Here is a 17,273-nt window from a genome sequence, read left to right as displayed (position 1 = left end):
CGTCAAGCTTGGGTGGATGTTAGGTTGGAGCGGTCCGGCGGCAGATTCGCTGCGACCTCTCCCGCTTGCGGGGTCGAGACGAGCGAAGCTCGCTCTTAGGTCGGATCGCATCGACAGATGCGATCCGGGTGGGGGCTCTCACCCCACAAAGAGTATTCCCATCGCGGAGAGACCCCCACCCCAACCCTCCCCCGCAAGCGGGAGAGGGAGCGAGGCGTCCTTCGCAACAACTATTCAACCAAATCTGATCACGACCTTGCGCGCGGCGCAGCACTCTTCATCCTGCCGCCTGCAAGCAAGGAGAGGCCAGGTCACATCGGACGATACGCACGCACGTCGGAGGGAACGTTGACGCCGAGCTTGATCTGGCCGACCGAGCGGATGATGTCGTCGCCGAGCAGCTGCGCGAAGCAGGCGTAGCCCCAGTCGTTCATGTGCAGGCCGTCGGAGACGACGAAATCGTGGATCGGGATCGCCTGCTGCTCGTGCCAGTCGCGCATCACCTCGAAGCGCGGGAAGATGCCGACGTGACGCAGCGCAGCGATGCGGCTGAGCAGCTTCACCATGCCGCGCGCGCTTTCGGGCCGCTCGGTGACGCGCGGCGAATATTGCGGATCGACCAGCACCACGTCGGCGCCCGCGGCCTGGATGCGCGCCACGCCGTCCTCGATCTGCTTGCCGGTCGCGCGCTGATCGAGGTTGCGCAGCACCGCATTGGTGCCGACCTGCCAGATCACAAGATCCGGGTGCACGTCGATCACCTGGGTCTGCAGCCGCTTCATCATCTCCGGCGCATCCTCGCCACCGATGCCGCGATTGAGCACGGTGATGTCGGCGGACGGATAGTGCCGGCGCAACTGCGCAGCGAGCCGGTTCGGATAGGTGAATTCCGGCGCCGACGAGCCGTAGCCCTGGGTCGAGGACGATCCGAACGCGACGATGACGACGGGCCGGCCCTCGGCGAGCTTGGCTGCGACATGCGGCAGCGAGCCGGTCGTGTTCGGCACGCCCTTGGGCTGCAGGCAGGGCACGCGGCGGAACATGTCGCTGGCGGATTTCGCAGCCTGCTTGACCTTGTCGATCGCCGCGGCGGCCGCGCTGCGCTGGTCGGTGAGGCTAGCCGGAGCGGCCGTCGTCGCCGCAGGCGCAGCCGCATCAGGCTTCGCGCCGTCGGCTTTTCCGCCCTGCGACAGTGCCGCATGCTGGTCGGCCTGCGCGGTTTGCGCACGAAGCGCTGTGATCGCGCCAGGCATCAGCAGGAGCGCGGCAACGGCGGACACGCTCCGCCATGTGGTCGGGCGAAAAGGGACGGCAAACCTCATTGACTCCAGATCCTTCAATTCTGCTGCACCGAGCCCAGATGGGCCGCGTCGATCACGAATTTCGACAGCGCGCGGCCGAGACAGGCATGCACGCGCTTGGCCAGATCGACACCGTGCGAGGTGCTGAACAGGTCAAAATATCCCGCATCGCTCCACTGCTTCATGATCGCGAACCGGTCGAACAGCGGGACATCGTGCTGCTGTGCCACCACACGCATATTGTCGAGATATGGCGGCGCAGAGATCATCGTCTCCGTACGCGGGCTGTATTGCAGATTGACCAAAACGACGTCGACCCCAGCGTTCCGCAGCGCAACAACTCCGTCGTCGACAGCGCCGCGGAAATCATCGGGATCGACCGCTCGCATAGCATCCACGGTTCCGGTCTGCCAGATCACCAAAGTCGGCTTTTTTGCCTCAACAAGCTTAACGAGACTTCCTCCGGTCTCCTCGGCCGTGCTCTTTGCCTGTAATTCCACGGATAGATTGATCGTCGCTGACGGTAATGCCTCTTTCAGCGCCGCCTGCAACTGGGCCGGGTAGGCGCTCGGCTCGTTGGCGGGGATGGTGGAGGAGCGACTGCCGACCACGAGCACCTCCAGCGGGCGCCCGCCCTTGACGGTGTCGGTGACCTTCGGCAGCGAGCTCTCGCTCGCCAGCAGATAGGCCGGGAGGTCGCAGGGCTGCGGCGGCGGCTCGGCCGCGTCGCCGGCACGCGCCGGCGCGGCCGCAAGGCACGCGGCAAGCAGCGCCAGACCCAGCGTCCGCGCGGACTTCATGCTCCCCCTCCCGCCAGATCGGCATTGCCGCCGGCGCCTTTCGTTCGCGAGGCGCCTTTGTCGGCGGAATGCTTGTACCACGAAATGATCCACGCCATGCCCCACATGATGAGGATGCCGCAGACGCTGATCAAGGCGTGCAGTGCGGCACCGCCCGACACCTCGGCGAGCACGAAATGACCGGCAAAGGCGAGGAAGACACCGAGACAGAATATCTCAAGAGAATGCTGGCCGCACAGGATCAAAGGTCGCAGCCAGCGCGATCTCAGCCCCGGCCAATCGCGCGGCAGGAAACGCACGGTCAGCGCGGCGAGCGCCAGGAAGTGCGCGAAACGCAGCACGTCCAGGTCGGTCTTGTTGATCGGATACATCCACTGCTCGATGATCTTCGGCATGACGTGGCCGAGCTGCGGCACGTACCAGGTCAGTGTCACGAAGAACGCCGCGACCAGATAGGCGATGCAGATCCACATCGTGATCGGCGACGCCAGGATGCGCGACATCCGCCGCGCGCCGCCGAGCGCGCACCAGGCGCCGAACACGAACAGCAATTGCCAGGCGAACGGGTTGAACGCCCAGACGCCGTTCGGATAGGCCGAGAGGTAAAGATCGAACTGCCAGGTCAGCGCGTAGAGCAGCACCGACAGGCCCAGTGTGACATCGGGCTTCCATTTCATCAGCCACAGGATCAGCGGCAGGAACAGCATCAGCACGATGTAGAGCGGCAGCACGTCCATGTTGACGGGACGGAAGCGCAGCAGCAGCGCCTGGACGATGGTGACGTCGGGCTGCTTGAGGAAGTCCATGATCCCCATCTCTTCGGTGTAGAGCGGGTTCTCGAACGAGGTCGCGACGTAGGAGATCTCGGCGAGGAAGATCGTGAACAGGAAGACGTGCGCGACATAGATCTGCCAGACCCGGCGCAGCACCCGCGCGGTTGCGATCACGAAACCCGCCTCCAGCATCGCGCGACCATAGACGAAGGCCGCGGTGTAGCCGGAGATGAAGATGAAGATCTCGGTGGCGTCGGAAAATCCGTAATTGCGGATCGTGAGCCAGGTCAGAAGATTGGTCGGCAGATGATCGATGAAGATCAGCCAGAGCGCGAGCCCGCGGAACAGATCGAGCCGCAGTTCGCGCTCGCCCGCCGCCGGCAGCGTGATCGCCGGCGCGACCGCCTTGGCCTTTGCCGCCTTGGCCTTTGCCACCTTGGCATCAGCTGCGGGCGAACTGGCTATGGGATCGGCAATCGAGCTCATCAAGCACCATGTCGGCTGCGGGATACTCGCACGCCGTGGAGAAAAGATAATATCGGCCCGCGGCTTGCGGACCAAGCGCTGGCAGCGGCGGCATGCCGCCGCGCTCCTAGAACGGAACTATGTTGAAACCGGGATGGACCGGCGCCTACCGGGCCAGCTTTTCGCCGCCCCGATTGGTTCCGGCGGCCCAATTCGATATGATGGCTCCCTGTTTCAGCATGATCTTATCATCATGCTCCAAGACCATCGGAATTTGTTGCATGTACCGTGCCGTAACCCGCCAGATCGAAGTCACCGTCGAGCCGAACTTCATGCCGGAACGCTCGTCGGTTGAGCGGCGCGAATATTTCTGGTCCTACACGATCGTGATCACCAATTCCGGCCCGGAGACCGTTCAGCTGCGCACGCGGCACTGGATCATCACCGACGCCACCGGCCGCCGCCAGGAGGTCCGCGGCGAGGGCGTGGTCGGCGAGCAGCCGGTGCTCGCCCCCGGCGAGCGCTTCGAATACACCTCGGGCGTGCCGCTGCCGACCGCCTCCGGCTTCATGACGGGCAGCTACCAGATGGTCAGCGAGAGCGGCGAGCGCTTCGAGATCGACGTACCGACCTTCTCGCTCGACAGCCCCAGCCCGGACGGCAAGCGCGTACTGAATTAGCCCGTGGTGTCATGCCCCGCGCATGCGTGGCATCCAGTACGCCGCGGCTTTTCCATCGTTTACAAACGTCTCTGGAATACTGGATCACCCGCTTTCGCGGGTGATGACGAGTGTCACGTGTGGTGACGCATGTACTATTCGACGCCCGCTTGTTGCGGCGTGAACTCGTAGACCGACGAGCAGAACTCGCAGGTCACGACCACCTTGCCATCCTTGACCATGTCGGCGCGATCCTTCGGCGTGAAGCTCTTGAGCATCGCGGACACCGCGTCGCGCGAGCAGGAGCACTCCGCGCGCAACGGTTGCGGGGTGAAGACGCGGACGCCGCGTTCGTGAAACAGGCGATAGAGCAGCCGCTCGCCGGAGAGGTCGGGATCGATCAGCTCGACGTCCTCGACGGTCGAGATCAGCGACTGTCCTTCGACCCAGGCGTCGTCCTCGGGCACGCTGTGCGCCTCGGTACCCTCCGGCGCGTCGCCGGGATGCAGATCGGCCTGCTTGGCGCGTTCCGGCGCCTTCGGCAGGAATTGCAGCATGATGCCGCCGGCGCGCCAGTGCAGCTTGCCACCCTCGCCGCCGCGCATCTCCTCGCCGACCGCAAGGCGGACCCGGGTCGGAATCTGCTCGGAGCGCAGGAAATACTCGTGCGCCGCGTCTTCCAGGCTGCCGCCCTCCAGCGCGACCAGCCCCTGATAGCGGCTCGTTTTCGAACCCTGGTCGATGGTCATCGCGAGATGGCCCTTGCCGAGCAGCTCACCCGAGGTGAGGCCCGGCTTGAGGCGGGTGGCATCGTAGCGCGCGTAGGCGCGCAGCCGGTCGGGCGCCCGGAAATCGACGATCAGCAGCGAGACCGGACCGTCGGTCCGGGTCTGCAGGATGAAGCGGCCCTCGAACTTGACGGATGAGCCGAGCAGCGTCGTCAGCACGATGGCCTCGCCCAGCAGCTTGCCCACCGGCGGCGGGTAATCGTGCTTGTGCAGGATCTCGTCGAGCGCGGGACCGAGCCGGGTCAGCCGTCCGCGCAGGTCGAGCGCGTCGACCTCGAAGGCCAGCACCGCGTCGTCAACCGGAATAGCCGATGGCGCGCGGGTCGGCGCCTCGGCAGCGATTTTGGTGTCGGGGGATTGTGGAACCATGGCGCTCTATCTGGGGTCTCGGACCGCAAAACGAAAGGGGCACACGCGCGACGCCTGAGCCCAAGCCTGATGAGCTCAAGTATTCGCGACAACTCACAGCAGCAGTTACTGCTCCCGGCGCGAGGCCGGGACGACAGCATTAAATGCGCGCTATGCGACCGCGTTAAAACACCAGGCCAAAATGCCCTTCTGCGCATGCAGGCGATTTTCCGCCTCGTCGAACACGACGGACTGCGGGCCGTCGATCACCTCGTCGGTGACCTCCTCGCCGCGATGCGCGGGCAGGCAGTGCATGAACAGCGCGTCGGGCTTGGCCAGCGACATCAGCTTTTCATTGACCTGGTAGGGCCTGAGCACGTTGTGGCGGTGCTCGCCCTCCTTGTCGCCCATCGACACCCAGGTGTCGGTGACGACGCAATCGGCGCCGCGGACCGCGGCTTCCGGATCGGTGCCGAGCACGATCGACGCGCCGGTGGTCTTGATCCAGTCGCGCATCGCCTTCTTCGGCGCGAGCTCCGGCGGGGTCGCCACGTTGAGATTGAACTTGAAGCGCTCGGCGGCATGCGCCCAGGAGGCCAGCACGTTGTTGTCGTCGCCGGTCCAGGCCACCGTCTTGCCCTCGATCGACCCGCGATTTTCCTCGAAGGTCATCAGGTCGGCCATCACCTGGCACGGATGCGAGCGACGCGTCAGCCCGTTGATCACGGGAACGGTGGCGTGCGCTGCAAGCTCCAGCAGCGCATCGTGGTTGAGGATGCGGATCATGATCGCGTCGACATAGCGCGACAGCACGCGCGCGGTGTCGGCGATGGTCTCGCCGCGGCCGAGCTGCATCTCGGCGCCGGTCAGCATGATCGATTCACCGCCGAGCTGGCGCATGCCGACGTCGAACGACACCCGCGTGCGGGTCGACGGGCGCTCGAAGATCATCGCGAGCGTCTTGCCTTCGAGCGGCTTCCTGCCCTTCTCGTGGGCCTTCAGCTTCGCCTTCATGGCGGCGCCGGCCGAGAGCATGTTGCGCAGCTCGGCGAGCGGCAATTCGTTAATGTCGAGGAAGTGGCGGACAGGCTTGCTCATCATCCTGCCGCCTTCTTCGGCTGTGCGGTCGCCAGCGCGGCACAGGCGCGCTCAAGGCTTCCGATCGCCTGGTCGATTTCGGCCTCGGTGACGATCAGGGGCGCCAGGAACCGGACGACGTTGTCGCCGGCGCCGACGGTGAGCAGCTTCTGCTCACGCAGCGCGGTGACGAGATCGCCCGAGGGCACCACGGCCTTGACGCCGATCAACAGGCCTTCGCCGCGCACGTCCGAAATCACGCCGGGATAGCGGTCGACGGCCGAGGCGAGCTTCTGCTTGAGCAGCAACGACATCTTCTGCACGTGATCGAAGAAGCCAGGCTTGAGCATGACGTCGAGCACGGCATTGGCCGCCGCCACCGCCAGCGGATTGCCGCCGAAGGTCGAGCCGTGCGAACCCGGCGCCATGCCAGCCGCGGCCTTTGCGCTCGCCAGCACGGCGCCGATTGGGAAGCCGCCGCCGAGCGCCTTCGCAAGCGACATCACGTCGGGCGTCACGCCGACGCGCTTGTAGGCGAACAGTTCGCCGGTGCGGCCCATGCCGGTCTGCACCTCGTCGAACGCAAGCAACAGGCCGTGCTCGTCGCAGAGCTGGCGCAACGCCTTGAAGAAGGCTTGCGGCGCCGAACGCACGCCGCCCTCGCCCTGCACCGGCTCGATCAGGATGCCGGCGGTGTGCGGCCCGATCGCCTTCTTCACCGCCTCGATGTCGCCGTGCGGAACCTGGTCGAAACCATCCATCGGCGGGCCGAAGCCCTCGAGATATTTGGCGGAACCGGTGGCGGCCAGCGTTCCGAGCGTGCGGCCATGGAACGCGCCCTCGAAGGTGATGATGCGGTAGCGCTCGGGATGCCCCTTGGAGAAGTGATAGTGGCGGACCAGCTTGATCACGCCTTCCATCGCTTCCGCGCCGGAATTGCAGAAGAACACGTAGTCGGCAAAGCTCTGCTCGCACAGCCGCGCGGCGAGCACCTCGCCGTCCGGGCTCTTGAACAGGTTCGACATGTGCCAGAGCTTGGTCGCCTGTTCCTGCAGCGCCTTGACCAGATGCGGATGCGCGTGCCCGAGCGCGTTGACCGCGACACCCGACGTGAAATCGAGGTAGCGGTCGCCGTTGGTTGCGATGAGCCAGGCGCCCTCGCCGCGTTCGAAGCCGAGATCGACCCTGGCGAAGACGGGAAGCAGATGCGACGTGGCGCTATTGGTCATGGCAATCACTGACGGGTTTGAGGCCGACAATTGCCGCGTGCCTTGACGCCAGCGCAGCAACGGCCAGCTTCGGAAAACAAAACGTGCCGCCTTTTCGGGCGGCACGTGGCGAACATTGTATGCTGCGGGCAGTCGCTGTCAATCGCCACGAAGTGACCTTCCTGCAATGCGAAACGCGCGCGATCCGGTGCATTCCGGTGAGGTGGAAAAGCCTCATTGCAATGCATAAGTGTGGGAACATGTGGACGCGTTGCCGCGGACTCTTGCGCCAGAGTCACGCCATATTGTAGCGTTTGGCCTGTCGGATACGACATCTCGTGCGGCAGTATTGGACCCTCTAAGTAGCTTTCGTTCTGCGTACACGTTCGGGCGCGAAACCGCGTCCGGCGAGGGCTAAGGGATTCTGACCGCAGGGATATTTGTCAGATTTGGCTCGCAGCGCCGCTCCAATGTCTGGCCGGCGCAAGGCGAAGGGAAGAATGCGATGACGGTATTGACCTGGTCCGATGATCGCGTCGAGCAGCTGAAGAAGCTCTGGGAGGCGGGCCTGTCGGCCAGCCAGATTGCGGCGGAACTCGGCAATGTGACGCGAAACGCCGTGATCGGCAAAGTGCATCGGCTTGGCCTGTCCGGCCGTGCCAAGGCCCCCTCCACGGCTGCCCCGCGGCAGCGCAAGGCCCGTCCCGCCCAACACATGATGCGGGTGGCGCGCCCGGTCTCGCGCGGCAACACCGCGCTCGCGCACGCCTTCGAGGTCGAGCTGGAGCCGGATCCGGTCGCCTATGACAATGTGGTGCCGATGAGCCAGCGGCTGTCGCTGCTCGAGCTGAGCGAGGCCACGTGTCACTGGCCGGTCGGCGACCCCTCGAGCCCCGAATTCTTCTTCTGCGGCGGCAAGGCGCTCACCGGCCTGCCCTATTGCGCGCATCACTCGCGTGTCGCCTACCAGCCGGCCGCCGATCGGCGCCGCCCGGCCAACAAACCGCCGACACGGTAAACACAGCTCATAAAACGAAATCCCCGCGCAAGCGGGGATTTTTTATGCCTGCAGAGTCTGGTGATGTGTCCCGGCAGGCGCCGCGACGACACTCACGCTTACTGCTGCGGCTCGGCCTTGGCGAAGCGGTCGTCCAGCGCATAGCCGGCGCCGCGCACGGTGCGGATCGGATCCTGCTCGCGGCCGGGATTGAGCAGCTTGCGCAGCCGGCCGATATGCACGTCGACGGTCCGCTCGTCGATATAGATGTCGCGGCCCCAGACGCTGTCGAGCAGCTGCTCGCGGCTGAACACGCGGCCGGGATGCTCGAGGAAGAACTCGAGCAGGCGATACTCGGTCGGCCCGAGATCGATCGGACGGCCCGAGCGCGCCACGCGGCGCTTCTCGCGGTCGAGTTCGATGTCGCCATAGGTCAGCACGGTCGCGAGCCGCTCGGGGCTCGCGCGGCGCAACAGGCCCTTCACGCGCGCCAGCAGCTCCGGCACCGAGAACGGCTTGACGATGTAATCGTCGGCGCCGGTGGCGAGACCGCGCACCCGCTCGCTCTCCTCGCCGCGCGCGGTCAGCATGATGATCGGAAGCTGCTTGGTCTCGGGGCGCGCGCGCAGGCGGCGGCACAATTCGATGCCGGAAAGGCCCGGCAGCATCCAGTCAAGCACCACGAGATCGGGAATACGCTCCTTCAGCCTTGTGTCGGCATCGTCGCCGCGCCCGACCGTTTCGACGTCGTAGCCTTCCGCGTCGAGGTTGTAGCGCAACAACGTCGTCAGCGCTTCCTCGTCTTCGACTACCAGAATGCGTGCGCTCATCGGTCTATGTTCTTTCTCTGTGTTGATCCGTTGCCCGGACGCGAACCAAGCACCTCAGCTAGCCGTTGCCCGGCACCGTCGTGGCAAAGGTGGTCATGTCGCCCTTCGGTCGCTTGTCGGTGATCTGCTGGCCTTCGATCATGTAGAACACGGTTTCGGCGATATTGGTGGCGTGGTCGCCGATGCGTTCGATGTTCTTGGCACAGAACATCAGATGGATGCAGAACGAGATGTTGCGCGGGTCCTCCATCATGTAGGTGAGCAGTTCGCGGAACAGCGAGGTGCAGATCGCGTCGACCTCCTCGTCGCCTTTCCAGACGGTCATCGCAGCCGGCAGGTCGTGTGCGGCGTAGGCGTCGAGCACCGACTTGACCTGCGACAGCACGAGGTCGGTCATGTGCTCGAGGCCGCGGATCAGCTTCAGCGGCTGGAAATCGCTCTCCAGCGCCGCGACGCGCTTGCCCATGTTCTTGGCGAGGTCACCGATCCGCTCGAGATCCGTGGCCACCCGCATCGCGCCGACGATCTCGCGCAGGTCGATCGCCATCGGCTGGCGGCGCGCGATCGTCAGCACCGCGCGCTCCTCGATGATGCGCTGCAGACCGTCGATCTCGACGTCGGCGGCGACGACGCGCTTGCCGAGCGCGACGTCGCGGCGGATCAGCGCGTCGACGGACTCGGTGATCATGCGCTCGGCGAGGCCGCCCATCTCGGCGACCAGGCGGGTGAGTTCCTGCAGATCGCTGTCGAATGCCTTGGCGGTATGTTCAGAAGCCATCGCGTGTCTCCTCAGCCGAACCGGCCGGTGATGTAGTCCTGGGTGCGTCGATCGCTCGGCGAGGTGAAGATCTTGTTGGTGTCGTCGAACTCGATCAGTTCGCCAAGATACATGAAGGCGGTCTTGTCGGACACGCGCGCCGCCTGCTGCATGTTGTGGGTGACGATCGCGATCGTGTAGTCCTCGGACAATTCCTGGATCAGCTCCTCGACCTTGGCGGTCGAGATCGGGTCGAGCGCCGAGCACGGCTCGTCGAACAGGATCACCTCGGGCCGCACCGCGACCGTGCGGGCGATGCACAGGCGCTGCTGCTGTCCGCCCGAGAGCGAGAGGCCCGAAGCGTTCAGCTTGTCCTTGACCTCGTTCCACAGCGCACCGCCGCGCAGCGCCTTCTCGACGCGGTCGTCCATCTCGGACTTCGAGATCTTCTCGTAGAGACGGATGCCGAAGGCGATGTTCTCGTAGATCGTCATCGGGAACGGCGTCGGTTTCTGGAACACCATGCCGACCCGCGCGCGCAACAGGTTGAGGTCGAGCTTGGGGTCGAGGATGTTGGTCTGGTCCAGCATCAACTGGCCGACGGCACGCTGGCCCGGATAGAGGTCATACATCCGGTTGAAGATGCGCAGCAGCGTCGACTTGCCACAGCCCGACGGACCGATGAACGCCGTGACGCGGTTGGTGCCCAGCGTCAGGTTGATGTTCTTCAGCGCGTGGTGCTCGCCGTAATAGAAGTTGAGGTTGCGCACCGTGACTTTCGGCGGTGCCTCCGGAAGCGGCACCTGGGGAACGTGGCTCGCGACAGTCGTCGAAACGGAAAGCTCGGTCATTTTGCGGCCCTTTCGGCACCGAGGATACGCGCGCCAATGTTGAGCGCGAGCACGGTGATGGTGATGAGCAATGCACCGCTCCACGCCAACTCCTTCCAGTAGGCGTAGGGGCTTTGCACGAAGTTGTTGATGGTCACCGGCAGGTTGGCCATCGTGCTGGTCAGGCTCAGGCTGAAGAACTGGTTCGACAGCGCGGTGAACAGCAGCGGCGCGGTTTCGCCGGCGACGCGGGCGGTGGCCAGCAGCACGCCGGTGATCAGACCCGATCGGGCGGCACGATAGGCGATCCGCTTGATCACCAGCGAGCGCGGCAGGCCGAGCGCGGAAGCCGCCTCACGCAGCGGGTTGGGCACCAGCAGCAGCATGTCCTCGGTGGTGCGCAGCACGACCGGGATCACGATCACGGCGAGCGCCAGCGCGCCGGCGATCGCCGAGAAGCCGCGCATCGGCACCACCACGGCGCCATAGATGAACAGGCCGATGATGATCGAGGGCGCGCTGAGCAGGATGTCGTTGATGAAGCGGATCACCGAGGTGAGCTTGTCATGCCGGCCGTATTCGGCAAGGTAGGTGCCGGCGAACAGGCCGAGCGGCGCGCCGATGCCGACCCCGATCACCGTCATGATGATCGAGCCGACGATGGCGTTGAGCAGGCCGCCCTCGGTCGAGCCCGGCGGCGGCGTGTTCTGGGTGAAGAGCTGCACGCTCAGGCCCGCGACGCCGTTGTAGAGCAGCGTGAACAGGATCAGCGCCAGCCAGGTGACGCCGAACAGCGCGGCGCCGATGCACAAGGCGCGGACGACGATGTCACTGCGGCGGCGTGATTTGTAGATCGGGTTCATGGCGTCACTTCCCCGCTTTCTTTTCCAGCCGCAGCAGCATCAGCCGCGCTCCGGCCAGCACGAAGAAGGTCAGCACGAACAGGAGCAGGCCGAGCAGGATCAGGCCGGACTGGTGCAGGCCGTCGCTCTCGGCGAATTCGGAGGCGATCGCCGCCGAGATCGTGGTGCCCGGCGCGAAGATCGACGAGGAGATGCGGAACGAGTTGCCGATGATGAAGGTCACCGCCATGGTTTCGCCGAGCGCGCGGCCGAGTGCCAGCATGATGCCGCCGATCACGCCGACCCTGGTGTAGGGGATCACGACGCTGCGGACGACCTCCCAGGTGGTGCAGCCCATGCCGTAGGCGGCTTCCTTCAGCACCGCCGGCACGGTCTTGAACACGTCGACCGAGATCGCGGTGATGAACGGCAGCACCATGATCGCGAGGATCAGCGAGGCGTTGAACAGGCTGAGATAGGACGGCGGACCGGCGAAGATGCTGCCGAGCACCGGCACGCCGTCGAAGATCCTGATCATGAACGGCTGGAACGTGTTGGCCAGGAACGGGCCGAGCACGAAGAAGCCCCACATGCCGTAGATGATCGAGGGGATGCCGGCGAGCAGCTCGATCGCGATGCCGATCGGGCGGCGCAGCCATTGCGGGCACAACTCGGTCAGGAACACAGCAATGCCGAGCCCGACCGGAATTGCGATCAGCATCGCAATGATCGAGGTCAGCATGGTGCCGTAAACCGGCCCGAGCGCGCCGAGCACCGGCGGATCGGCCGACGGCGCCCAGCGCTGGGTCGTCAGAAACGCGAAGCCGAATTCGCGCATCGCCGGCCAGGCGCCGACGATCAGCGAGATGATGATTCCGCCAAGGATCAGCAGCACCGAGATCGCGGAGATCCGGGTGATCCAGTAGAATGTGAGATCGCCGGCCTTGAAAGCACTCAGCGCCTTGGCGCGGTCGTAGGGTCCGAGAGCGTCGATCACGTTGCTCGTGTCGCTTTGAACGGCCATATCTACCACGCTAATCCCCTGTCCGCTTTTACGTTTCACGGGCAGCATTCACTTGCGCCCTTTTGGCCTGCCATCCGGGTGGCGGGCTGGAGTTCGGCGAGCCCGGCGGAGCGTGAGGGAACGCCTGCGAGCGGCCGGAACGTCAAATTCACAAGAGGTAGTCCAGAAGTGCCGCCCCTCTCCCTTCGTGGAAGGGAGAGGGAAAGTTCGCTATCGCAACGAGAGCGCTCAGCTCTTGATGTCGGAATTCCAGGTCTTCTCGATCATCTTGATGACGGAGTCCGGCATCGGGATGTAGTCGAGATCCTCAGCCATCTTGCTGCCCTTGTCGAAGGCGTACTTGAAGAACTTGAGGGCTTCCTGCGACGCCGCCTTGTCGGCCGCTTCCTTGTGCATCAGCACGAAGGTCGAAGCGACGATCGGCCAGGACTTGTCGCCGGGCTGGTCGGTGAGGATCAGGTAGTAGCCGGGAGCGTTGGCCCAGTCGGCATTCGAGGCCGCGGCCTGGAACGCTTCGTTGGTCGGCTGGATGGTCTTGCCGGCCTTGTTGACCAGAGCGGTGTAGGTCAGCTTGTTCTGCTTGGCGTAGGCATACTCGACATAGCCGATCGAGTTCTTGGTCTGGCCGACGTTCGCCGCAACACCCTCGTTGCCCTTGGCGCCGACGCCGACCGGCCACTCGACAGCCGTGCCGCTACCGACCTTGCTCTTCCAGTCGGCGCTGACCTTCGAGAGGTAGTCGGTGAAGTTGAAGGTGGTGCCGGAACCGTCAGCACGATGCACGACCGAGATCGCTTCCGACGGCAGCTTGGCGTTCGGGTTCAGCTTCTTGATCGCGGCATCGTCCCACTTGGTGATCTTGCCAAGGAAGATTTCGGCGAGGGTCGGGCCGTCGAGCACGATGGCACCCGGCTTGACGCCGTCGATGTTCACCACCGGAACGATCGCGCCCATGATCATCGGCCACTGGGCCAGGCCGTCCTTCTGGAGCTGGTCGGCCTTCAGCGGAGCATCGGTCGCGCCGAACGTCACGGTCTTGGCCTGGATCTGCTTGATGCCGGCGCCCGAGCCGATCGACTGATAGTTCACGCCGTTGCCGGATTCCTTCTTGTAGGCGTCAGCCCACTTCGAGAGCACGGGGAAAATGAAGGTCGATCCCGCGCCGGTGATGTCTGCCGCGAAGGCGGGCGTCGCCACCGCCAACACGCCGGCAGCGACGATTGTCTTGATGAAATTCATGCTGATCTCCTTTGGTGAGCGAAGCACCGAATGCGCCCGATCGCGCTCACGCCGGTCCATCTAGGAGCGGTCGATGCTGCTTTTACGAAGGTTAGATGACAGTTGGATGACAGCACTAAGCGTCTGAAAACGCTCAGCTTTGAACCGGTATTGGGGTCTTTGGGCGGGGAAAACAGGCGGTAAAAGTCGCACCGTTTTTCGGCACGCTTTCGATCAAAAGACGCCCGCGATGACGGTTAAGAATATGTTTCACCAGCGATAATCCGAGGCCCGTTCCGCCCTGGTTGCGGCTGTCGCCGACGTCTACCCGGTAGAAGCGCTCGGTCAGCCGCGGCAGGTGCTCCGGCGCGATGCCCGGACCGAAATCCCGCACCATGACGCGGATTTCGGGATTCGCCTCGCCCGGCGCCGGCTGACTCAGCGACACTATAACGCGGCCGCCGGAGGCACCGTATTTGAGCGCGTTCTCGATCAGGTTCTCGAACAGCCGCAGCAGCTCCTCCCGATCGCCGGCGATTGTGACCGGCACCGGCGGCAGGTCGAGGTTGATCTCGACCTGGCGCTCCCGTGCCAGCGCCTCGAGCCCATCGACCACCTGGCGGATGATCGGCACGATGTCGATCAGGGCTTCAGGCTGGACATGCGCCGAGAGCTCGACCCGCGACAGCGACAGGAGATCGTCGATCAGCCGCGCCATGCGGGTGGCCTGGATATGCATGATGCCGAGGAAGCGCTCGCGCGCCCGCGCGTCGTCCCGCGCCGGCCCCTGCAACGTGTCGATGAAGCCGGAGAGCGCGGCGAGCGGCGTACGCAGCTCATGGCTCGCATTGGCGACGAAGTCGGCGCGCATCTCCTCGACCCGGCGCAGCGGCGTCTGGTCGTGGAAGGTCATCAGCATGCACTTGTCGGTGCCGCCGAACAGGGTCGGCACCGGAACCGGCGTGATGACCAATTCCATCCAGCGATCGACCGGCACGTGGTCGGTATAGGTGGCGCGGCGCGGCTCGGTGGTCGCGATCGCCTCGCGCAGCGCGGTGATGATCTCGGGCGAGCGCAAGGCAAACTGCGCCAGCTCGTTCTTGCGCAGCGCCGGCGCAAGCTGGGCAGCGGCGGCGTTGAGGTGGATGACGCGGCCGGCGCGATCGAGCAGCACGGCCGGGTCCGGCATGCCGGCGACAACGGCGCTGACGGCAGCCGCCTCGACCGGGTTGACGCCGCGGACATCCTCGCGCGACGTCGCGGTATCGTGCAGCCGCCACGGCACCAGGGCCGCCGCCGCGATGCAGATGAACACCGCGCAGGCCCGCACCAGCGACAGCTCGCCGAGCGTCACGACCACGCTCAGCGCAAGTGCCGCGGCCAGCAGGATGATCGCGGCATGACGCAACCGGTCCGGCCACGGCGAGAACATGGAGGCGGGTGAATCATCGATTGCCATCGCGGCGGCTTTCTTCCCTTCGGTTCAGATCTCGCCCGGGCGAGGTCAAACCGACGTCGCGCAAGGAGCCATCTGGCCGCTTCAATCAGGCGCCACACCGCGCTTGCGGACGAAAACCGCCTCGTGGTGCGGCTCGACGCGGGGCCCCGAATCAGCCTGCGGCAGCTGTTTGAGTCGGGCGCCGACAATAACCTCGCGAAACGTCAGCAAGATTACAGATATGACGAACGGGACAATATAGTAGAGGAGCCGAAACAGCAGCATCCCGCCAAGCAGGTCCTCGCGGTCCATCTGCCAGAGGCCGACCAGCATGGCGGCGTCGAATACCCCGAGGCCGCCGGGGGAATGGCTGGCGAAGCCGAGCAAGGTCGCCGACACGAAGATGACGGCGACCACGACGAAACCCAGGTTCGGCTCATCCGGCACCAGCACGTACATGGCGAGCGCGCAGAAGCCGAGGTCGAGGATACCGATCGCGACCTGCAGCAAGGTCAGCGGCCCGCCCGGCAGGGTCACGGTCCAGGGGCCGCGGCCGACCACCCGCGGCTGGGTCCAGACCCAGACCACATAGGCGACGAGCGCGGTGATGATCGCGAATGCGAGGGCGCGATTGAGCCAGGGCGGGAGCTGATCGATGTTGGCGGCGGCCTCCGGGTGATAGGCGATCCCGAGGCCGAGCACCGCCGCGTTGCCGAGCCAGAAGGTGAGGCCGGCGAGGAAGCAGATCTTGGCGACGTCGATCGCGTTCAAGCCCCAGGCCGAGTAGATGCGATAGCGCACCGCGCCGCCGGTGAAGACGCTGGCGCCGACATTGTGGCCGATCGAATAGGAGGTGAACGCCGCGAGCGCGTTGATGCGATACGGGACATGGGAGTGGCCGATCGCGCGCACCGCGAACAGGTCATAGAAGGTGAGCGTGAAGTAGCCTGCTGCGACGAACAGCGCCGCCAGTACGATCTGGCGCTGCTCGGTGCTCTTGATGGCCTCGATCACCTCGTGGGTGTCGATGCCGCGCAGCATATGGTAGAGAACGAAACAGGCGATGCCGATAACGGCGATGCTGATGACAACACCCAGCTTATGCAGGATTTGCTTCTGGCGCAGAAACGCCATCGCCCTGCGTATTGTTTCCAGCATCTAGACCTCGAATTGCGATCCCGCGACGGCGGCTCCCGGGCGAACCCCGCCGACGCTCCGCTGTTCCCCGAACCCTGTAGCGCGTTTTGAGCGGGAGTGGAATTCGTCAAACAACAATAAAACGCGTTTCTTCAAGATATTAGAGATGATTCATGACGGCGCATGGACAATTTGAGCGTTTCCCGCTGCACGGACAAGGCCTTGACGAGCGGGTGCGTCAGATAGCCCGCCGAGCCGCCCGCGCGGCATCCCCGGGAAACTACGGACGACGGAGCGCGACGCCGCGGCGCGGCGTCTCAGGACTGCGGTCCGGTGTCGGACAGATAGCCGGCGGCGAACGCCCTCGCCGGATTCTCGAAAATCGCCATCGCCGTGGTCATGCGACGAAAGCCGAAGGCTGCGTAGAACGGCTCCCTGCCGGGCACGGAATAGAGAATGATCTTGCGGTGCCCCGCCGACAGGCGGACCAGCCGTTGCACGATCTCCTTGCCGAGCCCGCGGCCCTGATGGGTCGGATGCACGGCGATGTCGCAGAGATAGGCGCAATCGCGGCCGTCGGCGAGCACGCGGCCGGCACCGACCAGCCGGCCGTCATCGAAGGCGAAGGCGCGAAACATGCTGTTGCCGAACACGAGCCTCAGGTCGGCGCCGGTCTTGTCGCCGAGCGGCGCCACGCGATAGAGCGCCGACAGCTCGTCCCAGTCGATCGCGGACAGATCGTCGCTCCAGGACAGCGGAGAGGAGGCGGGTCCGCTCATCG

The 17,273-nt window shown here is 65.0% G+C and carries 17 protein-coding genes; 2 read left to right on the top strand and 15 right to left on the bottom strand.

Translation table 11 applies throughout. The annotated features are described in order from the left end of the window. Nucleotides 1–311: 311 nt before the first annotated feature. From MTX19_RS04375 to MTX19_RS04365, 3 genes are read right to left on the bottom strand one after another with little or no spacing between them, the layout of a single operon-like run. Complete coding sequence (locus tag MTX19_RS04375) at nucleotides 312–1,331, bottom strand: SGNH/GDSL hydrolase family protein (RefSeq protein ID WP_280984691.1); 1,020 nt, start codon at nucleotides 1,329–1,331, stop codon at nucleotides 312–314. A 5-nt stretch (nucleotides 1,332–1,336) separates the two neighbouring features. Beyond that, nucleotides 1,337–2,101: an SGNH/GDSL hydrolase family protein gene (locus MTX19_RS04370; protein ID WP_280982585.1), complete on the bottom strand. Its 765-nt coding sequence runs from the start codon at nucleotides 2,099–2,101 to the stop codon at nucleotides 1,337–1,339. After that, complete coding sequence (locus MTX19_RS04365) at nucleotides 2,098–3,360, bottom strand: OpgC domain-containing protein (protein WP_280982584.1); 1,263 nt, start codon at nucleotides 3,358–3,360, stop codon at nucleotides 2,098–2,100. The genes MTX19_RS04370 and MTX19_RS04365 overlap by 4 nt, the downstream gene beginning before the upstream one ends. A 260-nt stretch (nucleotides 3,361–3,620) precedes the next feature. Here MTX19_RS04365 and apaG point away from each other — a divergent pair, with 260 nt between their 5' ends. Further along, nucleotides 3,621–4,019 carry a Co2+/Mg2+ efflux protein ApaG gene (apaG, locus tag MTX19_RS04360; protein WP_280982583.1) on the top strand — a complete coding sequence of 133 codons (399 nt, stop codon included), beginning with the start codon at nucleotides 3,621–3,623 and terminating at the stop codon, nucleotides 4,017–4,019. A 134-nt stretch (nucleotides 4,020–4,153) separates the two neighbouring features. On the opposite strand, the gene MTX19_RS04355 is transcribed toward apaG, so the two are convergent. The 3 genes from MTX19_RS04355 to MTX19_RS04345 all read right to left on the bottom strand — a co-directional run bounded on the left by MTX19_RS04355 (nucleotide 4,154) and on the right by MTX19_RS04345 (nucleotide 7,440). After that, a complete protein-coding gene (locus MTX19_RS04355; protein ID WP_280982582.1) occupies nucleotides 4,154–5,155 on the bottom strand; it encodes an Hsp33 family molecular chaperone in 1,002 nt (333 codons plus the stop codon). A 150-nt stretch (nucleotides 5,156–5,305) separates the two neighbouring features. Beyond that, the gene (gene argF / locus MTX19_RS04350; RefSeq protein ID WP_280982581.1) at nucleotides 5,306–6,232 is read right to left on the bottom strand and encodes an ornithine carbamoyltransferase; all 927 of its coding nucleotides are present in this window, start codon (nucleotides 6,230–6,232) and stop codon (nucleotides 5,306–5,308) included. Then, on the bottom strand, nucleotides 6,232–7,440 hold the full coding sequence (locus MTX19_RS04345; RefSeq protein ID WP_280982580.1) for an aspartate aminotransferase family protein: 1,209 nt from the start codon (nucleotides 7,438–7,440) through the stop codon (nucleotides 6,232–6,234). The genes argF and MTX19_RS04345 overlap by 1 nt, the downstream gene beginning before the upstream one ends. 484 nt (nucleotides 7,441–7,924) lie before the next feature. Here MTX19_RS04345 and MTX19_RS04340 point away from each other — a divergent pair, with 484 nt between their 5' ends. After that, a complete protein-coding gene (locus MTX19_RS04340) occupies nucleotides 7,925–8,437 on the top strand; it encodes a GcrA family cell cycle regulator (protein ID WP_280982579.1) in 513 nt (170 codons plus the stop codon). A 98-nt stretch (nucleotides 8,438–8,535) separates the two neighbouring features. Here the strand turns inward: MTX19_RS04340 and phoB are convergent, their stop codons facing one another. From phoB to MTX19_RS04295, 9 genes are all read right to left on the bottom strand, one after another. Beyond that, nucleotides 8,536–9,246 (bottom strand): phosphate regulon transcriptional regulator PhoB, encoded by a 711-nt coding sequence (gene phoB / locus MTX19_RS04335; protein WP_044541087.1) that lies wholly within the window; start codon nucleotides 9,244–9,246, stop codon nucleotides 8,536–8,538. Between the two features lie 58 nt (nucleotides 9,247–9,304). Next, on the bottom strand, nucleotides 9,305–10,024 hold the full coding sequence (gene phoU / locus MTX19_RS04330) for a phosphate signaling complex protein PhoU (protein ID WP_280982578.1): 720 nt from the start codon (nucleotides 10,022–10,024) through the stop codon (nucleotides 9,305–9,307). A gap of 11 nt (nucleotides 10,025–10,035) precedes the next feature. Further along, nucleotides 10,036–10,854, bottom strand: a complete 819-nt coding sequence (gene pstB, locus MTX19_RS04325; protein WP_029079896.1) for a phosphate ABC transporter ATP-binding protein PstB — start codon at nucleotides 10,852–10,854, stop codon at nucleotides 10,036–10,038. Further along, on the bottom strand, nucleotides 10,851–11,696 hold the full coding sequence (pstA, locus tag MTX19_RS04320) for a phosphate ABC transporter permease PstA (RefSeq protein WP_280982577.1): 846 nt from the start codon (nucleotides 11,694–11,696) through the stop codon (nucleotides 10,851–10,853). The genes pstB and pstA overlap by 4 nt, the downstream gene beginning before the upstream one ends. A gap of 4 nt (nucleotides 11,697–11,700) precedes the next feature. Further along, nucleotides 11,701–12,699, bottom strand: coding sequence for a phosphate ABC transporter permease subunit PstC (pstC, locus tag MTX19_RS04315; RefSeq protein WP_280982576.1), 999 nt, complete (start codon nucleotides 12,697–12,699; stop codon nucleotides 11,701–11,703). 228 nt (nucleotides 12,700–12,927) lie between these two features. Continuing rightward, on the bottom strand, nucleotides 12,928–13,938 hold the full coding sequence (gene pstS, locus MTX19_RS04310; RefSeq protein ID WP_280982575.1) for a phosphate ABC transporter substrate-binding protein PstS: 1,011 nt from the start codon (nucleotides 13,936–13,938) through the stop codon (nucleotides 12,928–12,930). A 133-nt stretch (nucleotides 13,939–14,071) separates the two neighbouring features. Then, complete coding sequence (locus MTX19_RS04305) at nucleotides 14,072–15,376, bottom strand: ATP-binding protein (protein WP_280985855.1); 1,305 nt, start codon at nucleotides 15,374–15,376, stop codon at nucleotides 14,072–14,074. Between the two features lie 81 nt (nucleotides 15,377–15,457). Next, nucleotides 15,458–16,513, bottom strand: a complete 1,056-nt coding sequence (locus tag MTX19_RS04300) for a lysylphosphatidylglycerol synthase domain-containing protein (RefSeq protein ID WP_280982574.1) — start codon at nucleotides 16,511–16,513, stop codon at nucleotides 15,458–15,460. Between the two features lie 296 nt (nucleotides 16,514–16,809). Next, nucleotides 16,810–17,271 (bottom strand): GNAT family N-acetyltransferase, encoded by a 462-nt coding sequence (locus tag MTX19_RS04295; protein WP_280982573.1) that lies wholly within the window; start codon nucleotides 17,269–17,271, stop codon nucleotides 16,810–16,812. Between the last annotated feature and the right edge of the window lie 2 nt (nucleotides 17,272–17,273).

The organism is Bradyrhizobium sp. ISRA464, from assembly GCF_029910095.1.
Classification (GTDB): domain Bacteria; phylum Pseudomonadota; class Alphaproteobacteria; order Rhizobiales; family Xanthobacteraceae; genus Bradyrhizobium.
The sequence above is the reverse complement of the archived record's forward strand: the minus strand, read 5'-3'. Positions and strand labels throughout refer to the sequence as shown.